The sequence below is a fragment of the Streptomyces shenzhenensis genome (genome assembly GCF_003688995.1).
GTDB lineage: Bacteria > Actinomycetota > Actinomycetes > Streptomycetales > Streptomycetaceae > Streptomyces > Streptomyces shenzhenensis_A.
Map to the genome: position 1 here is coordinate 420,719 of NZ_PENI01000001.1, position 23,281 is coordinate 443,999.

The 23,281-nt window shown below is 70.9% G+C and carries 19 protein-coding genes and 2 pseudogenes; 9 read left to right on the top strand and 12 right to left on the bottom strand.

What is annotated here, in order from left to right; translation table 11 throughout:
- Positions 1 to 131: 131 nt before the first annotated feature.
- Positions 132 to 683: pseudogene (locus CTZ28_RS47940) on the bottom strand (phospholipase D-like domain-containing protein); the annotation flags it as partial.
- A complete protein-coding gene (locus tag CTZ28_RS01750; RefSeq protein ID WP_121887370.1) occupies positions 596 to 1,981 on the bottom strand; it encodes an AAA domain-containing protein in 1,386 nt (461 codons plus the stop codon). The gene CTZ28_RS01750 and the pseudogene CTZ28_RS47940, both read right to left, overlap by 88 nt.
- Positions 1,982 to 2,249: 268 nt before the next feature.
- Here CTZ28_RS01750 and CTZ28_RS01755 point away from each other — a divergent pair, with 268 nt between their 5' ends.
- Together CTZ28_RS01755 and CTZ28_RS01760 are read left to right on the top strand one after the other, a co-directional pair.
- Complete coding sequence (locus CTZ28_RS01755; protein WP_121887371.1) at positions 2,250 to 2,816, top strand: Uma2 family endonuclease; 567 nt, start codon at positions 2,250 to 2,252, stop codon at positions 2,814 to 2,816.
- A gap of 249 nt (positions 2,817 to 3,065) precedes the next feature.
- The gene (locus CTZ28_RS01760) at positions 3,066 to 6,266 is read left to right on the top strand and encodes a tetratricopeptide repeat protein (protein WP_121887372.1); all 3,201 of its coding nucleotides are present in this window, start codon (positions 3,066 to 3,068) and stop codon (positions 6,264 to 6,266) included.
- Between the two features lie 7 nt (positions 6,267 to 6,273).
- On the opposite strand, the gene CTZ28_RS01765 is transcribed toward CTZ28_RS01760, so the two are convergent.
- Both CTZ28_RS01765 and mca read right to left on the bottom strand, forming a co-directional pair.
- Positions 6,274 to 6,507: a hypothetical protein gene (locus tag CTZ28_RS01765; protein ID WP_121887373.1), complete on the bottom strand. Its 234-nt coding sequence runs from the start codon at positions 6,505 to 6,507 to the stop codon at positions 6,274 to 6,276.
- Position 6,508: 1 nt separating this feature from the next.
- The gene (gene mca, locus CTZ28_RS01770) at positions 6,509 to 7,369 is read right to left on the bottom strand and encodes a mycothiol conjugate amidase Mca (protein WP_183154236.1); all 861 of its coding nucleotides are present in this window, start codon (positions 7,367 to 7,369) and stop codon (positions 6,509 to 6,511) included.
- Positions 7,370 to 7,590: 221 nt separating this feature from the next.
- On the opposite strand from mca, the gene CTZ28_RS01775 reads away from it, so the two are divergent.
- Both CTZ28_RS01775 and greA read left to right on the top strand, forming a co-directional pair.
- Positions 7,591 to 7,989: a DUF4307 domain-containing protein gene (locus CTZ28_RS01775; RefSeq protein ID WP_121887375.1), complete on the top strand. Its 399-nt coding sequence runs from the start codon at positions 7,591 to 7,593 to the stop codon at positions 7,987 to 7,989.
- A 168-nt stretch (positions 7,990 to 8,157) separates the two neighbouring features.
- Positions 8,158 to 8,658 (top strand): transcription elongation factor GreA, encoded by a 501-nt coding sequence (gene greA / locus CTZ28_RS01780; RefSeq protein WP_121887376.1) that lies wholly within the window; start codon positions 8,158 to 8,160, stop codon positions 8,656 to 8,658.
- 117 nt (positions 8,659 to 8,775) lie between these two features.
- Here greA and CTZ28_RS01785 read toward each other — a convergent pair whose 3' ends face one another.
- The 3 genes from CTZ28_RS01785 to ilvA form a co-directional block, all read right to left on the bottom strand.
- The gene (locus CTZ28_RS01785) at positions 8,776 to 9,576 is read right to left on the bottom strand and encodes an ABC transporter permease (protein WP_121887377.1); all 801 of its coding nucleotides are present in this window, start codon (positions 9,574 to 9,576) and stop codon (positions 8,776 to 8,778) included.
- Positions 9,573 to 10,595: an ATP-binding cassette domain-containing protein gene (locus CTZ28_RS01790; protein WP_121887378.1), complete on the bottom strand. Its 1,023-nt coding sequence runs from the start codon at positions 10,593 to 10,595 to the stop codon at positions 9,573 to 9,575. Before CTZ28_RS01790 ends, CTZ28_RS01785 begins: the two co-directional genes overlap by 4 nt.
- A 243-nt stretch (positions 10,596 to 10,838) precedes the next feature.
- Positions 10,839 to 12,068, bottom strand: a complete 1,230-nt coding sequence (ilvA, locus tag CTZ28_RS01795; protein WP_121887379.1) for a threonine ammonia-lyase — start codon at positions 12,066 to 12,068, stop codon at positions 10,839 to 10,841.
- A gap of 161 nt (positions 12,069 to 12,229) precedes the next feature.
- Here ilvA and CTZ28_RS01800 point away from each other — a divergent pair, with 161 nt between their 5' ends.
- The 3 genes from CTZ28_RS01800 to CTZ28_RS01810 all read left to right on the top strand — a co-directional run bounded on the left by CTZ28_RS01800 (position 12,230) and on the right by CTZ28_RS01810 (position 13,628).
- The gene (locus tag CTZ28_RS01800; RefSeq protein ID WP_183154237.1) at positions 12,230 to 12,736 is read left to right on the top strand and encodes a MarR family winged helix-turn-helix transcriptional regulator; all 507 of its coding nucleotides are present in this window, start codon (positions 12,230 to 12,232) and stop codon (positions 12,734 to 12,736) included.
- Between the two features lie 114 nt (positions 12,737 to 12,850).
- Positions 12,851 to 13,351, top strand: coding sequence for a sigma factor-like helix-turn-helix DNA-binding protein (locus tag CTZ28_RS01805; protein ID WP_121887380.1), 501 nt, complete (start codon positions 12,851 to 12,853; stop codon positions 13,349 to 13,351).
- Between the two features lie 25 nt (positions 13,352 to 13,376).
- Positions 13,377 to 13,628, top strand: a complete 252-nt coding sequence (locus CTZ28_RS01810) for a hypothetical protein (RefSeq protein WP_121887381.1) — start codon at positions 13,377 to 13,379, stop codon at positions 13,626 to 13,628.
- 35 nt (positions 13,629 to 13,663) lie between these two features.
- Here CTZ28_RS01810 and CTZ28_RS01815 read toward each other — a convergent pair whose 3' ends face one another.
- A complete protein-coding gene (locus CTZ28_RS01815) occupies positions 13,664 to 14,818 on the bottom strand; it encodes a cystathionine gamma-synthase (RefSeq protein WP_121887382.1) in 1,155 nt (384 codons plus the stop codon).
- Between the two features lie 783 nt (positions 14,819 to 15,601).
- Between CTZ28_RS01815 and CTZ28_RS01820 the strand changes: the two genes are divergently transcribed.
- Positions 15,602 to 16,720 (top strand): hypothetical protein, encoded by a 1,119-nt coding sequence (locus CTZ28_RS01820; RefSeq protein ID WP_121887383.1) that lies wholly within the window; start codon positions 15,602 to 15,604, stop codon positions 16,718 to 16,720.
- 135 nt (positions 16,721 to 16,855) lie between these two features.
- Here the strand turns inward: CTZ28_RS01820 and CTZ28_RS47945 are convergent.
- The 3 genes and pseudogenes from CTZ28_RS47945 to CTZ28_RS01835 form a co-directional block, all read right to left on the bottom strand.
- Positions 16,856 to 17,122 (bottom strand): annotated as a pseudogene (locus CTZ28_RS47945) (NAD-dependent epimerase/dehydratase family protein); the annotation flags it as partial.
- 39 nt (positions 17,123 to 17,161) lie between these two features.
- Positions 17,162 to 17,545 carry a VOC family protein gene (locus CTZ28_RS01830; RefSeq protein ID WP_121887384.1) on the bottom strand — a complete coding sequence of 128 codons (384 nt, stop codon included), beginning with the start codon at positions 17,543 to 17,545 and terminating at the stop codon, positions 17,162 to 17,164.
- A gap of 71 nt (positions 17,546 to 17,616) precedes the next feature.
- On the bottom strand, positions 17,617 to 18,657 hold the full coding sequence (locus CTZ28_RS01835) for an NAD(P)-dependent alcohol dehydrogenase (RefSeq protein ID WP_121887385.1): 1,041 nt from the start codon (positions 18,655 to 18,657) through the stop codon (positions 17,617 to 17,619).
- Between the two features lie 180 nt (positions 18,658 to 18,837).
- On the opposite strand from CTZ28_RS01835, the gene CTZ28_RS01840 reads away from it, so the two are divergent.
- A complete protein-coding gene (locus CTZ28_RS01840; protein WP_121887386.1) occupies positions 18,838 to 19,731 on the top strand; it encodes a helix-turn-helix domain-containing protein in 894 nt (297 codons plus the stop codon).
- Positions 19,732 to 19,783: 52 nt separating this feature from the next.
- Here the strand turns inward: CTZ28_RS01840 and CTZ28_RS01845 are convergent, their stop codons facing one another.
- Positions 19,784 to 23,038: a S8 family peptidase gene (locus CTZ28_RS01845; protein ID WP_121887387.1), complete on the bottom strand. Its 3,255-nt coding sequence runs from the start codon at positions 23,036 to 23,038 to the stop codon at positions 19,784 to 19,786.
- Positions 23,039 to 23,281: the final 243 nt, after the last annotated feature.

The window sequence follows — 23,281 nt, forward strand, 5'->3', positions numbered from 1 at the left end:
TGCGAGGTCCGTACGGGGCGCTGCTTGGGCGGGATTGTGAACTTGCGCAGTTCGGCCTGGCCCCCGTGGTCGGGGCAGGTGGGTGGGCGGAGGAGTAGGTCGGCGTTCTCGTGGTCAAGGATGTGACGGGCGAAGCGACGTCCCCGGAACGGGACCATGATCTCCCGTCGGCCCTGACCGCCGGGTGCGTGGGACAAAGTGTTCAGGCTGCCGAGGAAGCAGAGCTGCTCGTCGATCACCAGGATCTTCTGGTGCATGTCCTTGATCTCCACCACGGTGTCGGCCACCGCCTTGAGTTCCGGCAGCCGGCGTTGAGCATCGGCCGCGGTGGCCGGGTTCGCCAGCTGGCCCTGCAGCAGGCTGTCGCTCTCGTCGGTGACGAAGAGGTGGATCCGCACACCACGGCGGCGCGCGTCCTGAAGCCGCGGGAGAACCTCCCACATGCGCTTGGTGTACCAGGGGGACCAGAGCCAGATGCTGTGGCGGGCCTGGTCCATGGCATCGAGGGCGTCCGGGAAGTAGGTGTCCTCGTCATGGACGGCGGTGTATCGGACCTGGCCCTCGAAGGCCTGCCAGATCTCATGCTGCAACGGGGTCAGCCCCGTCGACTCGCCAGAGGGCAGGCCGAGGAGTTGATCGGAACGGACACCGCGCACCAGCGCCTCGGGCTCCGCTCTCGCCATGTCCCGCAACTGGCCCAGTACTGTTCCGTCCGCCGCCCTGGCCAGGGCGTCCCAGGCCACGAGCGCGTAGACGCGCTGGCGGGCCCGCGTCGCCGCCTGGTCCTGCGGCGGCCCCGCCCGGCCAGTTCACGCTCCTCCGTGTCCAGCGCGGCCAGCGCGGCTTCGGCGTCGAACAGCGCGGCTCGCAGGTGCTGCTGGCTCTGCTCCCCCTTCTCGATCTCGGTCAGCCACTGCGCCGCCTGCTCCAGCAAAGCCCGCTGAGGCGCCCAGCTCTCCCAGCGCTCTCGCGCCTCCCGATGCTTGTCGGAGGCATCCTCACTCCGCGTCAGGGCTTCCTCCTCGCCCGCTTCGGCCGCCTCCAGTTCGACCGCGAGGCGCTCCACCAGAGCGCCGTGAGCAAGACGACCCTTGGCCTGTTCGTACATGTCGGGGTCGAAACCGGTGAGTCGGCTCTCCGTCTCGCGCAATTCCGTCAGCGCCGGATCTTTTGTCAAGGCGGCGAGTCGCTCGGCGATCTCTTCCACTGCCTGCTCGGCCTCCGCCACCTTCGCCCGCACCAGCGAGGGCAGCGACACGCGCGGGTCCTCGGCCACGTGACGGAGCGCGGGAGAGCCGACCCGGACCATCAGGCCAGGCGGAAGGGAAGAGCGTTCCTTGAGCACGCCCTCCAGCGCGTTGTCCACCGCCACGTTGGTGCCGGAGGCCAGCAGGACCCGCTTGCCCCGCAGGGCCAGGTCGCTCAACGCACGGGTCAGCACGGTCGTCTTCCCGGTGCCGGGCGGCCCCCAGATCAACCGCAGGCCCGGAGAGGTGCAGGCCAGGTACGCCTGTGCCTGACCGCCCTTCAGGACACCACCGCAGGCCGAACTGTCCGCAGGCGCGACCGTGTCGATACGGCCGCCGACCAGCCGCTCCGCGAGTCCGGGGTCCGGCAGGCCTGCCAGCGCCTCGCGCAGCGAGCGCAGCAGGAAATCAGGCGGGCGCCGCACCGCCCATAGCGTCAGTCCGGTCCGGGGTGCGTGGGCCGCCACCTGGAGGCGGACCCGCTCCGACTCGACCCGCCAGCCGAGGACAGTGAACGACCGGCCCCGCCGATCCTCGGGCCCAGCCCCGGTGGCCAGCCGCATGTCCTGGAGGTCGTCCGGATCGATCCGGCTCGCATAGGTGGGCAACCCGTACCAGCCGTCCTCCAGGTAGTGCACGTCCCCGACCCGTGTGTGCCCTGGGGATTCCGAACGGCCACCGGCGCGGGTCTCACCGGCCAGCACCTCGTCCACTGCCTGGACCAGCTGCTCCATCCACTGCGCCAACGTTCCCCCACTTGGCCCACCTGGACACAACAACGCCACTTCCGACGACTATCGCACGCCGATCACTCCCCGTGTGCGCTTGTTATGCAAGTCCATTCTTCGATCTCGCCGACGTCCATCCACTCACTTGTGCAGAGGTCGCTCTTGGGATGGATGGGCTTCTGCTCCTGTCCTGCGCCGCTGTGCCGACCGGGATGCGCAGTACGCTGAGTCGAGCAGCACCGGACCTGACGGACATCCTCGAAGGGGGTACGCCATGACCGCAGAGATGGTCGCGCCCGCGTGGATGCACACGCAGATCAGCGCGGAGCAGTACGACTCCTGGTCCGAGGAGCAGTGCGCAGGCATTGAGATCGTGGACGGGATGGTCGTCGTGAGCCCGAGTGCGTCCAAGCGGCACAACCGGTTGGCTCGTATCCTGGCCAACGCCCTGGACGCTGCCGCAGGTCCTGACTGGAACGCTGACACGGACTTCGACGTCCGTCTGCAGGACGTGCCCCTCACCAACCGTCGTCCGGATGTCACTGTGTACCGGGCCGAGACCATCGACCTCACACCCACTCGTCCAGAGCATGTGCTCCTCGTGATCGAGGTCGTGTCGCCCGGCTCGGAGACCACTGACCGGATCGTGAAGGTGGATCAGTACGCCAAAGCCGGGATCCCCTTTTACTGGCGTATCGAGCAAGCTGCCACTGGCGTTCCGATCGTCTACACGTACGTTCTCGATCCTGCCAACAGGACTTACCGGGAAGGCGATGTTTTCACCGGCGTGGTCAAAGCCGTCGCGCCCTTCTCCGTCACAGTCGACCTTGGAGTCATGTAGGGAACGGAGAAGCCGGCGTTGCCGGCGACGCTTCACCGAGGACTCCCGCATCGACCTTCGCCTCAAGATCGTCACCATCGGTGCTCATGACGTCACTTCGCGGACCCACCGCGCCCCCGCCACTCGGCAGACTCGGGTCACCGGGCGCGGGAGGAGCCCCTGCTCTTCGTGATCGCCGACCCCTCGCGTTCGTGGCTCAGGCGAAGGACACTCGTAGGCAATGGAGTTGCGGCCGGAGGGGGACGGGACATGCGGGACAGCCATCGGGCCGAGGCCGAGCGGCTCGTGGTGCGGGCGGTCGAGGAGGAGGTACGCCGCTCGGGCGGGCGCCTCGACGGGCAGGTGCTGCTGTCGCGGGCGCGCGGCTCGCTGGACGCCATGGCGCAGACGGCCGCCGAGGAGTACGTGGCGTACACGCACGCGCTCGACGAGTCGGAGGCCGGCCGGCTGACCTTCGCGCAGCGGTATGCGAAGGAGGGCGCCGGAACTCCCCTGCTGGTGGCGGGTGTCGCGGCGGTGGCGGCGACCGTGGCCGACCTGTCGCTGGGCACCGGGGCGAGCACGGCGCTCGGCGCGGGCGTGGCCGTGGGCGTCGTGGGCGCCGCCGCCACCGTGGTGAAGGTGGCCGGCACCCATCTGCCGGCCGCCCACCACCGCGCGGGCGCGGCCGGCCAGCCGGGCGGGCCCGAACAGCTGCGGCTGCAGTGGCTGACGGCGCTGGAGGTGCGCGGCATCCGGCCCTTCCTCGACCAGCAGCGGGTGCTCAGCGCCTCCACGGGCCCGAAGAAGACGGGCCCCCAGCTGCGCGGCTCGGACAAGAGCGCGGCGGCCCGCAGGCGCACGGTGCTCAGCGAGTCCTTCGGTCAACTCCCCGATCCGGAGGGCCCGTTCGCCGGGCGCCGGCCGGAGATGACGCGGCTCAGGCAGTGGGTGCAGGCGGCCCGGGCGAGCACGGAGACCCGGCCGACGGTGGTCGTGCTGCACGGCAGGCCCGGCTCGGGCCGCACCACCCTCGCGGTCCGTGCCACGCACGAGCTGCGGGACCACTTCCGCGGCGCGGTCGTCGTCGATCTGCGCGGGGGCAGCCGGGAGGAGCCGCCGCTGCCCACCCGCGACGCGCTGCTGCATCTGCTCAACCGGCTCGGGGCACCCCGCGAGCAGCTCCTGTTCCGCGAGCGCTCCTCCCCCGACCAGCAGCTGAAGCGGCTGAGCGAGCTGTACCACCAGCATCTGACGGGCCTTCCCGTGACGATCGTGCTGGACGACGCCTCGGATCCCGAGCAGATCCGCGCCCTCGTCCCCGAGCGCTCCGACAGCCTGGTCCTGGTCACCTCCCAGGAGCCGCTCCAGCTGCCCGCCGACCTCCCGGCCCGGGTGCACCACCTGCCGGTCGAGCCGCTGGACGCGGCGGGCGCGGAGGAGTTGCTCGGCGGCGCCGCCCAGGACGCGTCGGGTCCGTACGACGCCGAGTCCGCGGACCGGATACGGGAGTTGTGCGGCGGTCTGCCGCTGGCCCTGCACATCGCCGGCTCGTCGCTCGGCCCGCGCACACCGCGCCGGCTGGCCACGGACCTCGATGCGTACGGCCCGGTGGATCCGGTCGAGCGCGTCCTGTGGCTGCGCTACACCGACCAGCCGGAGCCGGCCCGCCGGCTGCTGCGCCGGCTCGCCCTGGCCGGCCGCGCCTCCCTGGGCGCCGCGGCGGCGGCCGCCCTGCTCGCCACGGACGAGGCGGAGGCGTCCCGCCAGCTGGCCGCGCTCACCCGCGCGGGCCTGCTCGACCATGTGCGGGGCCGCCGGTTCCGGCTGCACGACCTGGTCCGGGCGTTCGCCCACGCCCGCCTCCTGGACGAGGAGGAGCCCGCCCAGCGCACGGCGGCGCAGGAGCGGCTGATCGAGAACTACGGCGAGCTGGCGGACTCCGTGCTCCGCCTGGTCGACGGAAACATGTCGACCCGCTCGGACCGCTTCGGCCCGCACGGCTTCACCTCCCTCGACGAGGCGCTGCGCTGGCTGGACGACGAGTCCAGCTTCATCACGGCGGCGCTGCGCCATGCGGAGGGCGTCAACCAGGCAGCCGTGCTGAACCTGCTCGGCGCGTTGTGCGACTACTGTCTGCTGCGCGGCGACCTGTACCGCCTGGGCGAGATCAGCGAACTGGCGCAGGCCGTCGACCAGGGCCTGCTGATCCGTTCGGTGCAGTGGCGCACCGGCATCGCCGCCCGCCAGCTCGGCGAGCTGGACAAGGCCCGTACGACGCTCACCTCGGTCGTCGACCTCTATCTGGAGGCGCATCACGACGCGGGCGCGGCCCGTGCGCTGTGCTCCCTCGGCATCACGCTGCACCACCAGGGCAGTCTCACGGAGGCCGCGGCCAAGCTCCAGGAGGCCCTGGATCTCCAGGCGGCGCCCGAGCTGGCCACCGACCGGGCGTGGACGATGCACGCGCTGGCCGCGGTCCAGCGGGACCGCGCCCGGCTGCCGGAGGCCCTGGAGCTGCTGGAGCGGTCCCTGGTCCTGCACCGCGAGGGCGGCTCCGTGCACGGCGAGGCCTGGGCGCACTACCAGCTCGGCCAGCTGGCGCTGCGGATGGGCAACGTACCGCGCTCGGAGCGGGAGCTGCAGGCCGCCCTCGACCGCTACGGCCGCACCCGCGACGCCCGCGGCGAGGCCTGGGCCCTCACCCAGCTGGCCCGGGCCCGGCTCGTCGACGGCGACGCGTCCGAGGCGGCTCAGGCGCTGCGGCAGGCCGCCGCCCGGCACCGGGACAACGAGGACGCGCGCGGCGAGGCCTGGACGGTCTACTACCTCGGGCAGGCCCTGGAGGAGACGGGCGACCTGGACCGGGCCGTGCGCGAGCTGGAGCGGTCACGCACGATGTTCTCCCGGATGCGGGACGTCTACGGCCTGGCCTGCGCGCGCCACCACTCGGCCCGCGTCACCCGGGACCAGCGCGCCGCCCGGACGGGCTCGCTGCGCAACTCCGGGTTCGCCCGGCAGCTCCTGATGGACGCCCGCGCCGACTTCCAGCGCATCGGCGTCACCCATGGCGAGGCGTGGACCTGCCTGGAGCTGGCGGTCGTGGACGCGGGCAACACCCGCGCCCAGCAGGCGCTGGCCCTGTGCGACGAGGCGATCGGCCTGTTCACCTCGTACGGCGACCAGCGCGGCGAGGACTGGGCCCGCTTCCTGCGCTGCACCCTGCTCCCCTACGCCGCCCCCGGCGGTGTGGAGGTCGGCACGGCGGTGGCCCAGGAGGAGCTGGCGCAGCTCGCCCGCGCGCCGCATGCCACCCGGGACGGCAAGCTGGCCGAGTATCTGGCGGCGTACGGGCTGCTGCTGGAACGCGGTGTGCAGCTGGAGGCGGGCTGGCAGGCCTGGCGTCTGGGCATGGTGCCGAACCGGCACGCCCGCGAGGTGATGGGAGTGCCGGTGCCGGCCGCGCGGTGAACGCCGGTCAGCCGCGCCCGGCGTTCGGTCCGGCCGACGGCGCCCCGGACTCCCCCTTGGCGTCCGGGGCCTCCTTGAAGTCGACCTTCTGCATGTGCTTGTTCATTGACTTCATGAGGCCCCAGACCGCCAGGGCCATCACCGCGAAGACGATGAAGCCGAGGACGCCGGGGGTGACCTTGTTCTCGTCGACCTCCTTGGCCAGAGGGACAAACTGCGTCAGTGCCAGGCTCAAGCTCATGTCAGGCATTGTCGCGGATGCCCGCAAAGAGGTCGTCCTCGGGGAGGGAGGTGTCGACGAGAGACTTCGCCAGTTCGTACTCCTCCGTCGGCCAGACCTCCTTCTGGAGCTCCATCGGCACCCGGAACCAGCCGCCGTCGGGGTCGATCTGGGTGGCGTGGGCGATCAGCGCCTTGTCCCGGATCTCGAAGAAGTCGGCGCACGGGATGTGCGTGGTGAGCGTGCGCTCGTCGCGCTGGATCTCCGACCAGCGCTTGAGCCAGTCCCCGTAGGGCGACTCCAGGCCGCGGTCCAGCATCGCCTGGTGCAGCGCCTCGGTGCGGGGACGGTTGAAGCCCTGGTTGTAGTAGAGCTTGAGCGACTGGAAGACCGGGCCGAACTCGGACTCCGGGTACTTCTCGGCGTCCGCCGCGCCCTCGAAGGCCACCATCGTGATCTTGTGGGTCATGATGTGGTCGGGGTGCGGGTAGCCGCCGTTCTCGTCGTAGGTGGTGATCACCTGGGGGCGGAAGGAGCGGATCTGCTTGACGAGTTCACCGGCCGCCTTGTCGACGTCCTCCAGGCCGAAGCAGCCCTCGGGCAGCGGCGGCAGCGGGTCGCCCTCGGGCAGTCCGGAGTCGACGAAGCCGAGCCACTCCTGCTTGACGCCGAGGATCTCGCGGGCCTCGTCCATCTCCTTCTTGCGTACCTCGTGGATGTGCTCCTCGATGTAGGTGTCACCCTGGAGTTTCGGATTGAGGATGGAGCCGCGCTCTCCGCCCGTGCAGGTCACGACCAGCACGTCCACCCCCTCCGACACGTACTTCGCCATGGTGGCCGCGCCCTTGCTCGACTCGTCGTCGGGGTGCGCGTGAACGGCCATCAGTCGCAGCTGGTCAGTCAAGACTCAATCCTCGGTAGGTCGGCGCCCGGGTCTTCGGGTGCAATCCAATAGTGCCGTGCCGCAGTGACGTCTCAGAGGGGTTGCGGTCGGGTGGCACGCGGGCGGCTTCTATAGTGACCGAATCGGGGGGCGAATAATTCCACGGTCCGGTCCGGGGCCCCTGTCGGGACTCCCGTCCCGTTCCTGCCGAGAGGACGATCATGAGCACGGCGAGCACGCGGCTGCCCGAGGGCCGGTACGGGCGTTCGTCGGACGAGCGCACCGACCACAAGCTCAAGATCATCGGTGCGGTGCTCGGCGCGGCCCTGCTCGCGCTGATCGGCTACTTCGCCTTCCACTACGTCGTACAGAGCGAGATCAGCGGCCAGGTGATCACCTTCAAGGCCGCGGACGACGCGGTCGAGGTGCATCTGGAGGTCCACAAGGACGCCGGGACCGCCGGCTACTGCACGGTGCGCTCGCAGTCCGCCGACGGCGCCGAGGTGGGCCGGGCGGACTTCCGCTTCACCGGCTCGGCCACCCGCATCGACAAGGTCGTCACCCTGCGTACGACGTCCCGGGGTACGACGGCCGAGCTGCTGGGCTGCCACGCCGGCTGAGATCACCCGCGTTGCGTCGGCCCTGACCTGCGCTGACACGATTCTGACGGCTTATGTCCTCCCCCTTCCGCCGTTGAATTGTTAGGCTCGTGGTTTCGCCCACCCGTGAAGGAACATTCTTCTGGGTAGGGCGATGCTTTGTATTCCCAGTACCGACGAGGAGCACCTGTGACCCAGACCAGCGAGAACGTCACCTGGCTGACCCAGGAGGCGTACAACCAGCTCAAGGCCGAGCTGGAGTACCTGTCTGGTCCTGCGCGCACGGAGATCGCCGCCAAGATCGCGGCCGCGCGCGAGGAGGGCGACCTGCGGGAGAACGGCGGGTATCACGCGGCCAAGGAGGAGCAGGGCAAGCAGGAGCTCCGAGTGCGCCAGCTGACCCAGCTTCTGGAGAACGCCCAGGTCGGCGAGGCTCCCGCATCCGCGGACGGTGCGATCGCCCCCGGCATGATGGTGACGATCGCCTTCGACGGCGACGAGGACGACACGATGGCGTTCCTGCTCGCCTCCCGTGAGTACGCGAGCGCCGACATCGAGACGTACTCCCCGCAGTCCCCGCTGGGTGCCGGCGTGATCGGCCACAAGGTGGGCGAGGACGCGGAGTACGAGCTGCCCAACGGCCGGAAGGCCTCGGTGAAGATCCTCAAGGCCGAGCCGTACTCGGGCTGATCCCCGCCGACTGATCCCGGTCGAGGCCCCCGGCGTCCTGTCGATCCTGTCGACGCCGGGGGTCTCGCCCTGTCGGGCAGCCGTTGTGCCGCAGGGGCCGGGCGGAGGGCGGAGCTGTCAGCCGGCCGCCCGGCGGTACTTGCGGACCGCGAGGGTCCGGAAGACCAGGATGATCACGACCGACCAGATCAGCGAGGCCCACACGGGGTGCTGCATGGGCCACGCGTCGGACGTCTGGAAGCCCGGGGGAAGGTTGCCGAACAGTTCGCGGCACGCCTGCACGGTGGCGCTGAACGGGTTCCACTCGGCGATGTGTCTCAGGAACGCCGGCATCTGGTTCGCGTCCACGAACGCGTTCGAGATGAATGTCAGCGGGAACAGCCAGATCAGGCCGCCCGAGGTGGCCGCCTCGGGAGTGCGCACGGACAGGCCGATGAGTGCGCCGATCCACGAGAACGCGTAACCGAGCAGCAGGAGCAGGCCGAAGCCGGCGAGCACCTTGCCGAAGTTCTCATGCGTGCGCCAGCCGACGATCACGGCGACGATCGCCAGGACGACGAGGGTGAGCGCCGTCTGCACCAGGTCGGCGAGGGTGCGCCCGGTCAGGACCGCGCCGCGCGCCATGGGCAGGGAGCGGAAGCGGTCGATGAGGCCCTTGTGCATGTCGTCGGCGATGCCCGCGCCGGCGCCCGCCGTGGCGAAGGTGACGGTCTGCGCGAAGATGCCGGCCATCAGGAACTCGCGGTAGGACTGGGGGGAACTGGACGAGCCGACCTGGATCGAGCCGCCGAACACGTAGGTGAACAGCACCACGAACATGATGGGCTGGAGCAGTCCGAAGATCAGCATCTCGGGAATCCGGCCCATACGGATCAGATTCCGGCGAGCCACGACCAGGGAGTCGTTCACGGCGCTCACTTCGAGGCCTCCTTGCGGGTGTTCTTGAGCTCGGCCCGGTCGCCGTCCGCGGCGTCCGTCTCGTCCGTGTCGTCCGTGGTCTCTGCCAGATGTCCGGTCAGGGACAGGAAGACGTCGTCGAGGGTGGGGCGGCGCAGTCCGATGTCGTCTATCTCGATGCCGCGGGCGTCCAGCTCGCGGATCACCTCGGCGAGCAGCTTGGCACCGCCGCTGACAGGCACGGTGAGCTTGCGGGTGTGCGCCTCCACCGTGGTGTCGCCCTTGCCGAAGCCGCGCAGCACCTCGGCGGCGGTCGTGATGTGCTCCCGCTCGTGCACCACGACCTCGACGCGCTCGCCGCCGGTGCGGGCCTTGAGCTGGTCGGAGGTGCCCTTGGCGATGACCCGGCCGTGGTCGACGACCGCGATCTCGTGGGCGAGGTGATCGGCCTCTTCGAGGTACTGGGTGGTGAGCAGCAGCGTCGTGCCGCCGGAGACCAGCTGCTTGATGACCCCCCACAGCTCCTGGCGGTTGCGCGGGTCGAGGCCGGTCGTCGGCTCGTCCATGAACATCACGGGCGGCGACACCACGAGGGCGGCCGCGAGGTCGAGCCGGCGGCGCATGCCTCCGGAGTAGGTCTTCGTGGGCCGGTCGGCGGCCTCGGTGAGGTGGAACTGCTCCAGCAGCTCCACGGCGCGGGCCTTGGCCGCCTTCGCCCTCATCTGATAGAGCTGACCGACCATCTGCAGGTTCTCGCGGCCGGTGAGGTATTCGTCGACCGCCGCGAACTGGCCGGACAGGCCGATGGAGCGGCGCACGGTGTCGGGGTGCTTGAGCACGTCCACGCCCGCGACGACCGCCTTGCCACTGTCGGGACGCAGCAGGGTCGTCAGACAGCGGACGCTCGTCGTCTTGCCCGCGCCGTTCGGCCCGAGCAGGCCGAGGACCGTGCCCTCGGGGACATCGAGGTCGACGCCGTCCAGTGCCCGTACGTCGCCGAAGGTCTTGACCAGACCTTCGGCATAGATGGCGCCTGGCATGTGTGTCTCCACGTCGTCGGTGTTGCTTGAAGGGTTCTGGAGGATCGGTGCGGGGGGTTGCGTGGGGGTGCTCGAAAGGTTGCGAGAGAACACGGTGCGAAGGAACGCGTCATGAAGGAACGCGTTGTGAAGGAGTGCGACACACCATAACGCGATGTATCGCGTCTCTCAATGAGTTTTCCCGAACGAGTGACACGGACGTCCTGACCCCGGAGTCAGGTCCCGGCGGCGGGCGGCGTCGCCTCAGTCGATGACGGTGTACCCCGCCTCGCGCAGGGCCTGGCCGACCTCGACGCAGTGCGCCGGCCCCTTCGTCTCCAGGTGCAGCTCCACCTCCGCCTCCGTGAGCCCGAGCCGCGGATCGGTCCGTACATGACTCACGTCCAGCACGTTAGCGTCCACCACTGACAACACCCCCAGAAGCGTCGCGAGGGCGCCCGGCCGGTCCGTCAGCCGCAGCCGTACGGCCAGGTAGCGGCCCTGTGCGGCCATGCCGTGCCGCAGCACCCGCTGGAGCAGCACCGGATCGACGTTGCCCCCGGACAGCACGGCGACGACCGGCCCGGGGAAGGCGTGGGGCTCGCCCAGCAGCGCGGCGACCGGGCTCGCACCGGCCGGCTCGACGACCAGCTTGGCCCGCTCCAGGCACAGCAGCAGCGCCGCCGACAGCTGGTCCTCGGTGACCGTGCGGACCTCGTCGACCGACTCGGCGACGATCCGGAACGGCACGTCCCCGGGCCGTCCCACCTTGATGCCGTCCGCCATCGTCGCCGGGTGCCGGATCGCCACCGGCCGCCCGGCCGCGAGCGAGGGCGGATACGCCGCCGAGCCCTCCGCCTGCACCCCGACGATCCGCACGTCCGGCCGCAGCGCCTTCACCGCGACCGCGATGCCGGCCGCGAGCCCGCCGCCGCCGATGCCGACGACGATCGTGCCCACCTCGGGGCACTGCTCCAGGATCTCCAGCCCGACCGTGCCCTGGCCCGCGATGACGTCGGGGTGGTCGAAGGGGTGGATGAACACGGCGCCGGTCCGCTCCGCGTACTCCTGCGCGGCGGCCAGCGTCTCGTCGACCACCTGACCGTGCAGGCGCACCTCGGCCCCGTACTCCCGGGTGGCGCTGATCTTCGGGAGCGGGGCACCGTTCGGCATGAACACGGTGGCGTGCACGCCGAGCAGCGACGAGGCCAGCGCGACGCCCTGCGCGTGGTTGCCGGCGCTCGCGGCCACCACACCGGCGGCGCGCTCCTCGGGCAGCAGGCCGGCGATCCGCACGTACGCGCCGCGCAGCTTGAACGATCCCGTCCGCTGGAGGTTCTCGCACTTGAGGTGCACCGGCGCCCCCACCAGCTGGGACAGGTGCCTGCTCCCCTCCATCGCGGTCACCCGCGCCACACCCGAGAGCATCTTCCGGGCACCGCGTACGTCGTCGAGGGTGACGGAACGCGAGGAGTGGGCCGTGCTGTAGTTCATGACCCAAGTCTCGCAGTTCGCCGTCGCACACCACTGGTGTGACCAAGCTCCGAGACCGGTTTGTGCAGCGCCGGTACGGCCCTCCCCCCGGCCGCGTACCCTGTCCCCCATCCCAGCAGCCCTCATGAAGTGAGCCTCCGGCCATGCCCACAACACCTGAAATGTCGATGGACATGACGACCGTCGGTGACACCGGTCTTCTCGACACGCTCCAGCACCAGGTGGCGGTGTTCGCGCGCCGTGCGGAGCAGACCCGGCTCGGTGGTGTCGGGCAGGTGCGCAACTCCATGGACCGCGCCGCGTATCTGCTGCTCAACCGCCTCGACCAGGAAGGCCCGATGGGCGTCAAGGCGCTCGCCGCGAGCATGGGGATCGACTCGTCCACGGTGACCCGGCAGGTGGCCCCGCTGGTCGACAGCGGGCTCGTCAAGCGGACCTCGCACCCCGAGGACGGACGGGCGGTGGTGCTCCAGCTGTCGCCGCGCGGGATGTCCCGGCTGGAGGAGGTGCGCTCGTCGAGACGTCAGCTGATGGCCGAGCTGACCCAGGACTGGGCACCGGAGGAGCGCGAGACGTTCTGTGCGCTTCTGACCCGCTTCAACGGTGCGCTGTCCGCACGGATGACGACGTCGGGCGTGCCGGCTCCGGAGACTTCGGAGGCCTCCTGACGCCGGAGTCTTGACCTTGGGCCGTCGCTGTCCTCATATGAGACCGGGGTCCCGCGGCGTACCGGGTGCCGAATCCCGGCGTACCGGACGGGGTCCCGCCGAGGGGGAGGCGCGGTGCGAGAACGGCAGGCGTCCCAGGGCGCCCGCCGGGCCCGGGAGTTCGAGGCGTTCGTCGCGGGCGCGGCAGGGCGGCTGCTGCATGCCGCGACGCTGCTCACCGCCGAGGCGCCCGACGACAATCCGCACGCGCGGCGCCTGCTGACGCTGGCGCTCGCGCACACGTACGCGTACTGGGACCGGCTGCGCGGTGAGGACCCCTACGACCGCGCCCGCCAGTACCTCGCCACGCGTTTCGCCCGCTCGGCCTGGCACCGGTACGGCGCCTTCGGGCGCGCCCGCCCGCATCCGGCCAGCCCGGTGGCCGTGCTCGGCCCCCGGGAGCGGCTGATCCTCGTGCTGCGGCTGTACGAGGGCGTCGCCGAGGAGCAGGCCGCGGCCCTGCTGGGTCTGTCGGCGGAGCGGGTCCGCGCGATCGGCGAGCGGGCGATGACCACGCTGCTGCGCCCGCCGCGGGAGGGCGCGGCGACGGCTGTCGCGAAGGTGGCGCCGTCATGAGGCGGACGAGCGGGGGGAGGCACGGGTGAACCGGCCCGAACGGGAGGCCGCGGCACGGCGGATCATGGAACGGGTGCCGTCGCCCCCGGTGCCGCCGGACCTGTACGCGGAGGTCGTACGGCGCGGCGGCCGCATGCTGCGGCGCAGGACCGCCGTCCGGCGCCTGCTGTGGCTGGTCCTGCTCGCCGGGGCCGTCGCCTTCGCCGTCTGGGCGGCGACGGCCCGCCCCTGGGTGGAGCCGCCGTCCCAGACGACTCCACCGCTCACCGGCTGGTGAGCCCGGTCCGGTGAGCCCGGTCCGGTGAGCCCGGTCTAGCCCAGGGCCTGCTGGAGGTCTTCCAGGAGGTCGTCGGCGTTCTCGATGCCGACGGAGAGGCGGACGAGGTCGGCCGGGACCTCCAGGGCCGAGCCGGCCGCGGAGGCGTGCGTCATCCGGCCGGGGTGCTCGATCAGCGACTCGACGCCGCCCAGCGACTCGCCGAGCGTGAACACCTTGGCGCGGTTGCAGACCTCGACGGCCGCCTCCTCGCCGCCCTCGACCTGGAAGGAGATCATGCCGCCGAACGCCCTCATCTGCTTGGCGGCGACCTCGTGACCGGGGTGCTCCGGCAGGCCCGGGTAGAGGACGCGCGTCACGCGCGCGTGCCGGCCGAGCATCTCGGCGATCCTCGTGGCGTTCTCGCTGTGCCGCTCCATGCGCACCGCGAGCGTCTTGGTGCCGCGCAGCACCAGCCACGAGTCGAAGGGGCCGGCGACCGCGCCCATCGCGTTCTGGTGGAACGCGAGTTCCTCGCCCAGTCCTTGGTCGGCCACGATCAGCGCGCCGCCGACGACGTCCGAGTGGCCGCCCATGTACTTGGTGAGCGAGTGCACCACCACGTCGGCGCCGAGCGCGAGCGGCTGCTGGAGGTAGGGGGTGGCGAAGGTGTTGTCGACGACGAGCCGCGCGCCCGCGTCGTGGGCGATCTGAGCGACGGCGGCGATGTCGGTGATGCCGAGCAGCGGGTTGGAGGGGGTCTCCACCCAGACGACCTTGGTCTTCGGGGTGAGGGCTGCCCGTACCGCGGCGGGGTCGCTGGTGTCGGCGACGGACCATTCCACCCCCCACCGGGAGACGACCTTCGCGAAGAGACGGAACGTGCCGCCGTACGCGTCGTTGGGGATGACCACGTGGTCGCCGGGGGTGAGCAGCGTACGCAGCAGGGCGTCCTCGGCGGCCAGGCCGGACGCGAAGGCGAGGCCGCGGCGGCCGCCCTCCAGCGCGGCGAGGTTCTCCTCCAGGGCGGTCCTGGTGGGGTTGGCGCTGCGGCTGTACTCGTAGCCGCCGCGCAGACCGCCCACGCCGTCCTGCTTGTAGGTCGAGACCTGGTAGATCGGCGGGACGACCGCGCCGGTGAGGGGATCGGCGGTGTTGCCCGCGTGGATCGCGAGGGTCTCGAAGTGCTGACTGATGTGCCTGTCGCTCATGAGCCCCGAGCGTAGTGCGCCCGCGCCCCCACCGCCGGACCACGGCGCGCCCCCACCCGAGCGGCAGGGTTTTCCCTGCCAACACCAAGACCGGCACAGGCAGACGGCAGGCGACGGACGCCGAACACTGCGGGCAGGCGACAGGCCGCAGTCTGCGGGCGACGGGCCGCAGGCGGCGAGCCACGAGCAGCAGAGAACAGCCCACGTGCGGCAGGCCGCAGGCCGGTGGCCGCAGGTAGTAAGCGGCGGATGGCAGGCGCCAGGGCGCGGACCACGGGCGACGGCCAGTGACCCCAGGCCACGAGCCTCGGGCCGTGGGCTACAAACCGCCCGGCTGCGGGCCACAGGCCAGTGGCCGCCGACGGCAGACTCCGAGCCGCAAGCCACCGGCAGCTGGCAGTTGGCGGCGGACGACAGACGCCAAGGCGCGGACCACGGGCGACGGCCAGTGACCCCAGACCACGAACCTCGGGCCGTGGGCTACAAACCGCCCGGCTGCGGGCCACAGGCCGGTGACCGCCGACGGCAGACTCCGAGCCGCAAGCCACCGGCAGTTGGCGGCGGACGACAGACGCCAAGGCACGGATGATGCCACGGGCGGCAGGCCGCGAGACTTGGGCTGCGAGCGGTAAGCGGCGGATGACGGTCCTCGAAGTCACGGACGTCAGGCCGCGCACCGCACGTCGGTGGCGGTGGGGCGTGGGCCATGGGGTGTTGTGGGGGTTTTCCACAGGGGGGTGGGTGGGTTGGCCAATTGTCGGGCGGGTCTGGTTCGCTTGAGGCATGGCGATTCTCTGGGTCCTTATGGCGCTGCTCACGCTGAGCTTCGTGGTGATCCCGCTCCTGCGGCGCAGGCGCGGGGTGATCGAGCGCGTCTCACCGGACCACCCGGACGCGGCGGACCCGGCGAACTACGGCTTCGTGCGCGAGGAGGACCTGGACATCCGGATGCCCGGACCCGACCAGGACCTCCTCGACGTCCTCGACCTGGTGCAGCGCACCCAGGACTACCGGGCGGCCGCCCAGCTGCTGGCCGGCACGGAGGCGGCGGGCGAGCTGCGCTGGCAGCGGGTCCAGGCGTTCGCGGGCGCGGCGGCGCTGGAGCTGCAGCAGCGGCCGGGCGGGGTCAGCGAGACCCCGGGCGGCCAGTGGCTGCGCGTGTGGCGGGCCGAGCAGCCGAAGGACGCGGGCGGCGCCGCGGTGCACGCGGAGTTCCTGGTGCAGCAGGCGTGGCGCACGTCCACGCGGGGCACCGACGACTTCCGGATCATCATGGAGGAGGCCAAGGACGCCTGCGGGCAGGCGGCCCTGCTGGCGCCCGGCGACCCGATCCCGTACATCATCGAGCTGTCGGTGGCCCGCGGACTGGCGTATCCGCGGGAGGAGTTCGAGCAGCTGTGGCTGAAGATCCTGGACCGCGCCCCGGCCCACATGGGCGCCCACCTCGCGGCCCTGCACTACTGGTGCGAGAAGTGGCACGGCTCGCGTGAGCTGGCGTACTCCTTCGCCGAGGCCGCCGCGGCCCGCGCCCCGCAGGGTTCCCTGCTGGCCGCCATGCCCCTGTTCGCGGTCTTCGAGCACCTCCCCGAGGTGAACCTGGTCAGCGGCTTCTATCAGAGCGAGGTCGTCACGAAGGCGATGCACGGCGCGCTGTACGCGGTGCACGCGGCCCGCCCCGACGACCCGATGCTGGCCCATGTCCGCCATCTGCTGGTCTTCTTCCTGGTCCGCGCCGAGCGCTGGGCGGAGGCCATGAACGAGTTGGTGCACGTCGACGGTCATGTCGGCGCGCTGCCGTGGACGCTGTCCGCCGATCCGGCCGCGGAGTTCGCCGTCTACCGCGCCCTGGCGGTGGCGGGGTTCGAGGCGAACGGCGGCAGCCCGGCGTCGCTGCCGAACTGACCTCCCCGGGCCGGGAGTTCTCTTTCCGGGCCCGGTGCAGCCGGTCGGCGGTCATGTCGTCAGCCCAGGCGTTCCGTCAGGAAGTCCTCCCAGGTGCGCTTGCCCGGCTGTGCGCCCTCCAGGGCGAGGTTGGTGCCGGGCCGCCACCTCGCGGGAGTCGACCGGTTGCAGGCGCACGCCGCCGGGGAACGGCAGGACGGGCAGCGGGACCCGGTCCGCGCCGATGACCGAGATGTACACGAGGTGCCGTACCCCGGCCGCCGCGTCGTCGCCCTTGGGGCCGCCCGCCAGGTGCAGCACCGTCCGGGCGCCGGCCACCGCCGCCTCGATTCCCTCACCGGCCAGCAGGTCGCCGGTGACGTAGCTGATGCCGTCCGCGGCCGGGCGGGGCCTGCGGTTGAGCGGCGCCCAGCCGACGGCCGTCCGGTTTCCTCGCCCGGCTCAGGCTCCGCTGCCATACGGCCGGGTGAGGATCTCGAGGTTGTGGCCGTTGGGGTCCTCGAAGTACGTGCCGCGGCCGCCGTCGTTGGTGTTGATCTCCCCGGGGTGGCGGTGCATCGGGTCGGCCCAGAAGGTGAGTCCGGCGTCCCCGATGCGGGCGAATATCGCGTCGAAGTCGTCCTCGGAGACAAGGAACGCGTAGTGCTGGGGGCTGATGGTGCCGGACGCCTCCATGTAGTCCAGGGTCACGCCGTTGGGTATCTCGACGGGCGCGAACGGGCCGAAGTCCGGGCTCACTCGGAGCCCCAGGATGTCGGCGAGGAACTTGGCCGAGGCCTGTTTGTCCCGCGCGGCCACGATGGTGTGGTTCAGATTCACGGTCATCGTAGGAACCTCCTCCTCACCAACATACTCCGGCGTAAATTTAGATAAGCCTTACCTAAACGAGGATGGGATCAGATGGTGGTGGCGTCGATCACGAACCGGTACCGCACATCGCTGACCAGGACGCGCTCGTACGCCTCGTTGATCTCGTCGGCGCGGATCAGTTCGATCTCGGCGCCCAGGCCGTGCTCGGCGCAGAAGTCGAGCATCTCCTGGGTCTCCGGGATGCCGCCGATGTTGGAGCTGGTCACCGAGCGGCGGTTGCCGAACAGCGAGGACAGCGTGATCTCGACCGGCTCCTCGGGCAGGCCCACGTTCACCATGGCGCCGCCGGTGCGCAACAGGGCCAGGAACGGGGCGAAGTCGAACGGCGCGGAGACCGTGTTCAGGATGACGTCGAAGGTGCCCTTCAGCTTCTCGAAGGTCTCCGGGTCGCTGGTGGCGTGGTAGTGGTCGGCGCCCAGCCGGCGGCCGTCGTCCTGCTTGCGCAGGGACTGCGACAGGACGGTGACCTCGGCGCCCAGCGCGTGCGCGATCTTGACGCCCATGTGGCCGAGACCGCCGAAGCCGACGACGGCGACCTTCTTGCCGGGGCCGACGTTCCAGTGCCTGAGCGGGGAGTACGTGGTGATGCCCGCGCACAGCAGGGGCGCGGCCACGTCCAGGGAGAGGCCGTCGGGGATGCGGACGACGTAGTTCTCGTCGACCACGATCTTCTCCGAGTAGCCCCCGTAGGTGGGCTCGCCGTCCTTGTCGACGTCGTTGTACGTCCAGGTCGGCCGCTTGACGCAGTACTGCTGCAGGCCGGCCCTGCAGTTGTCGCACGCGCGGCACGAGTCGACCATGCAGCCGACACCCACGCGGTCGCCGACGGCGTACTTCGTGACACCGGGGCCGACCTCCGAGACGACACCGGCGATCTCGTGGCCTGGCACCATCGGGAAGATCGCGGTGCCCCAGCCCTCGCGGGCCTGGTGGATGTCGGAATGGCAGATGCCGGCGAACTTGACGTCGATCAGGACGTCGAACTCACCGACGGCGCGCCGTTCGATCGTGGTCCGCTCCAGGGGGGCCTTGGCGGCGGGCGCGGCGTACGCAGCAACAGTGGTCATGCCGTGGTTCTCCTAGCGAGGGGGGTGTGCCCGGCTGCCTTCCGACCGGGTACGGCGTCCAGCGTGCCGTGCCGGCGGACGGCCGCCCAGGTCACGCTTCGGCCTACGACCGGCGTTCCTACCACTGGCGGGGACAGGCTCACCTGCGTACGACCACGGATTACCGCCGATACTGGGCCCATGGACGTACAGCCCGATTCCGCAGGCCGTCCGCTGGACCGGCGTGCCGAGCTCAGCGAGTTCCTGCGCAGCAGGCGGGCCCGGCTCAAGCCGCAGGACGTGGGGCTGCCGGACTTCGGCCGGCACCGCCGGGTCCCCGGGCTGCGCCGCGAGGAGCTGGCCCAGCTGGCCGGGGTGTCGGTGGCGTACTACACCCGGCTGGAGCAGGGCAACGGGCGGAACGTCTCGGCGGAGGTGCTGGACGCGATCGCCCGGGCGCTGCGGCTCGACGACGCCGAGCAGGCGCATCTGACGCACCTCGCCAAGGGGAAGCAGCACAAGAAGAAGGCGCTGGGGCGGGCCCAGCAGGTGCGGACCTCGCTGGCCCAGCTGCTGGACACGATGGACGGCGTTCCGGCGTACGTCGTGGGGCGGCGCTCGGAGATCCTGGCGTGGAACCGGATGGCGGCGGCGGTCTTCGGGGACTGGGCCGAGCTGCCGGCGGGCGAGCGCAACTGGGCCCGGCTGGTGTTCCTGCGGCCCGACTACCGGGATCTGTTCGTCGACTGGGAGCAGAAGGCGATCGACATCGTGTGCACCCTGCGCATGGACGCGGGCTGCTATCCCGACGATCCGCGGCTGTCCGCGCTGGTCGGCGAGTTGTCCGTGAAGAGCGCGGACTTCCGGCGGCTGTGGGCGACGCACGACGTCAAGGAGAAGACCCATGGCGTCAAGCGGCTGCACCATCCGCTGGTCGGGGAGCTGTCGCTGAGCTTCGAGACGTTCAAGGTGCCCGGCGACGGCGACCAGTCGATGGTCGCCTATCACGCGGAACCGGACTCCGCGTCGGCGGACGGGCTGCGCCTGCTGGACAGCTGGGGCCGGGACGCCACCCGCGTGCCGTCGTCGCCGTGACAGCACGCAGGGGCATGACGGACCGGGTCCGCCATGCCCCTGGTGGGTGCGGCTACTTGGCGTAGTACGCGTTGTAGATCGAGATCGTCGACTTGTTGCCCTTCTTGTCGGCGATCTTGGCGTGGAAGGAGACGGCCTTGCCCTTGGCCGGGTTCTTCACGGTGATCTTGCCGTGCTTGACGTCGACCTTCTTCCAGGTCTTGCCGTAGTCGTACGACACGTACACCGTCAGGGACTTCAGGTTGCGGCCCGCGGCCGCGCCCTCGACGGTGACCGGGAAGGTGACCTTCTGGCCTGCCTTGACCCGGCTGTCGAGGCCGGTCTTGGCGTTGAAGCGGACGGTGGAGGCCGGGAGCTTGGCCGTGTTGCCGCCGGTCGGCTTCTTCGAGCGGAAGGTGAAGCTCGCGTCGATCCGCGTGGAGGCGGCGGCGACCTTGACGCTCCGCTTGACCGAGGTGGTCAGCTTGTACGCGGCGTCACCGGAGGGCACCTTGAAGGCCTTCTGGCCGAACAGCGGGTCGTTGTTGGAGCCCACCTTGGTGCTGCCCTTGTACAGGGTCGTGGTCACCGAGGTGAAGTCCGAGGAACCGGCGTGCTTGGCGGCGTCCGCGAACAGCGGCACCAGACCGTAGATCTGGTTGCCGTCGCGGAACAGGCCGAACTCGGAGTTGAGGTGCGGCCCGAACACCGCTGTGTTGACGGTCTTCGAGTAGCTCTGGCCGGCCTTGAAGGTCTGCGGCGCGCCCAGCGTGTAGTACGCCTCGGTGACCGGGAAGCCGTCCGCGTCGACGCCGTTCTGCTGCTCGAACTCCAGCTCCCACCGCGCGCCGCCCTGCGTGGACAGGTGCAGGGTGCGGGTGCCCGGGAGGGACTGCGGGATGCCGATGGAGGTGGCGCCGGAGCCGCCGGGCAGCCAGCCGTACGCGCTGAGCACGCCCTTCTTGCCGCTCGCCGCCGCCCCCATGCCGACCTTCACCTTGGCCAGCTCGGAGGCCTTGTAGTGCTTGGTGTAGCCGGTGGCGAGCTGCTTGACCGAGCCGCCGCGGGTGATGTCGTACTGCTCCTTGGCGCCCTTGGTCCAGTGCCCGTCCCACTGCTGGTACAGCGAGCCGTCGGTGAGCTGCGGGCCGAGACCGGCGGTGCGGAAGTTCTCGTACGTCTCCAGGAACCAGCCGTAGCCGTAGAAGCCGTCGCCCACCTGGACGTCGAACTCGGGCATGGCGAACTCGGACTTGGCGGCGGCGTCGGGGACGGTGATGTCCACCGGCTTGGCCTTGCGCGCGTCCACCGTGATCGTCTGGTTCTTGGTGACGCTCAGCTTCGGCTGCGCGATCCAGTCGATGCCCTTGGTGGCGTCCTCCGGGTCGCCGTAGACCGCGGAGTTGAAGATGTACGTGCCCTTGGGCGCGCGTACCTTCACCGTGCCGGACGGGTCGTACGGGGCGAGCCCCGTGTCCTTGGCCAGGCCCGAGACACCGGTCAGGTCGACGTCGTAGTACGGGGCCGGCTTGCCGTCCCGCCCGATGAACTTCAGGGTGAGGTCGTACGACTCGACCTCGCGCTGCACCGCGGCGGCCGTGCGCACGCTCTGCCCGCCGCCGGTCGCCGTCACATACGCCGAGTAGGCGCCGTCGAGGGTGCCGCCCAGCCGGGTGTCGGCGGTGAGGTCGACGGAGGCCGTGCCGCCCGCGGGGACGGTCACCTCGGCCGCGCCGAGCGTGAAGAAGCCCGCCGGGGCCGCCTGGCCCTTGGGGTTGGTGGCGGTGGCGGCGAGGTCGAGCGTGACGTCCTTGTCGCCGAGGTTGCGGTACGTCAGCTGCTTGGTGACCGGCTGGTCGTCGGTGTGCGGCCACTGCTGGGTGCCGAAGCTCACCGACACCGGTTCGGCGATCACGGACTGCTTGATGGCCTTGTCGACCTGGATACGGCCCGAGCCCTGCTGGAACGGCGTGTACTTGCCGCCCTTGGTGGAGGCCGTCAGGGCGCCCTTCAGCTCGGCGTAGCCCCAGTCGGGGTGCTGCTGCTTGAGGAGCGCGGCGGCGCCCGCGACATGCGGGGTGGCCATCGACGTACCGGAGATGGTCAGGTAGCCGGGCGGGTTCTGGCCGACCTCCTGGTCGATGACGCTGCCCGGGGCCGCGGCGGCGGTGATGTCGACGCCGGGCGCCGTGACGTCCGGCTTGATGGCGCCGTCGCCGTTGCGCGGCCCGGTGGAGGAGAAGTCGGCCAGGGCGTCCTTGTCGTCGACGGCGCCGACGGTGAGCGCGGCGTCCGCGCTGCCCGGCGAACCGACCGACTGGGGGCCCTCGTTGCCCGCGGCGATCGCGAACAGGATGCCCTTCTCCGCGGAGAGCTTGTTGACCTCGGCCTCGAGCGGGTCGATCTCGGGGGTGTCGTAACCGCCGAGGCTCAGGTTGATGACGTCGGCGCCCTGCTGGGCCGCCCACTCCATGCCGGCGAGGATGCCGGAGTCGTCACCGAAGCCGGAGTCGTCGAGCACCTTGCCGTTGAGGATCTCGGCGCCGGGGGCGACGCCCTTGTACTTGCCGCCCGACTTCGCGCCGGTGCCGGCCGCGATGGAGGCGACGTGCGTGCCGTGGCCGAAGTGGTCGGTGGCGTCGGCGGCCCGGGTGAAGTTCTTCGACTCGACGACCTGGTTCTTCAGGTCCGGGTGGGTCGCGTCGACGCCGGTGTCGAGGACGGCGATCTTGACGCCCTTGCCGGTGTAGCCGGCCGCCCACGCGGTCGGGGCGCCGATCTGCGGCACGGACTTGTCGAGGCTGGCCTTGCGGACGCCGTCGAGCCAGACGTGCGCGATGCCGGAGGCGGACCGGTCGCCGTCGGTGACGGCGTCCCACAGCGCCGGGGTGTCGTCGGCCGGGGCCTGCACCGCGTCCGCGTTGAGGGACTTCAGGCTGTGCCGCAGGGTGCCCGCGTCACGGACGTCGGCCTTGGCCGCGGTGGCCGCGCCGCGGTAGCCGACGATCACCTTCAGGCCGTTGCGCTGCGCCTTGCGGGTGGTGGACTTGTTGAGTTCGGTGACGTCGAACAGCCGCTGGTCCAGCGTGCCGGAGGCGACCAGGCGGGCCGCGTCGGCGGGTATGACCAGGGTGTGCCCCGCGGCCTTGCGGATCTCGAAGGGTATGTGCTCGCGTCCCTCGGCGCGGTCCAGGCCGACGACCCGGCCCTTGGCGTCGACGGCGACCCGGTCGCCGGTGATCAGGGTGACGCGGTGCTTGGCCGTGAGCGAGGAGGCGGCGCCGGCCGCGGACTGCTGCTCGGGCTTCGCCGATGCCGGGCTGGTCATTCCCGCGGCGAGGGCAACGGCAGCGGCGGTGGCCACGGTGGCCGCCGCCGCTCTTTTCACTTGACTGCGCAAGACTCCCCCTGGGAGATGGAGTACCGGGCGAATTCCCCGTTCACCCGGCCGGGGGATATCTCGTACGCATGCGCGCCAACCCCCCGGAACACGCAGTATGCCGGGGGGTGATCAGCGGACTCAAGAGATGAGAGAAGGGTGAGAAGCGCACCCGGAAAGTGTTACGGCGCG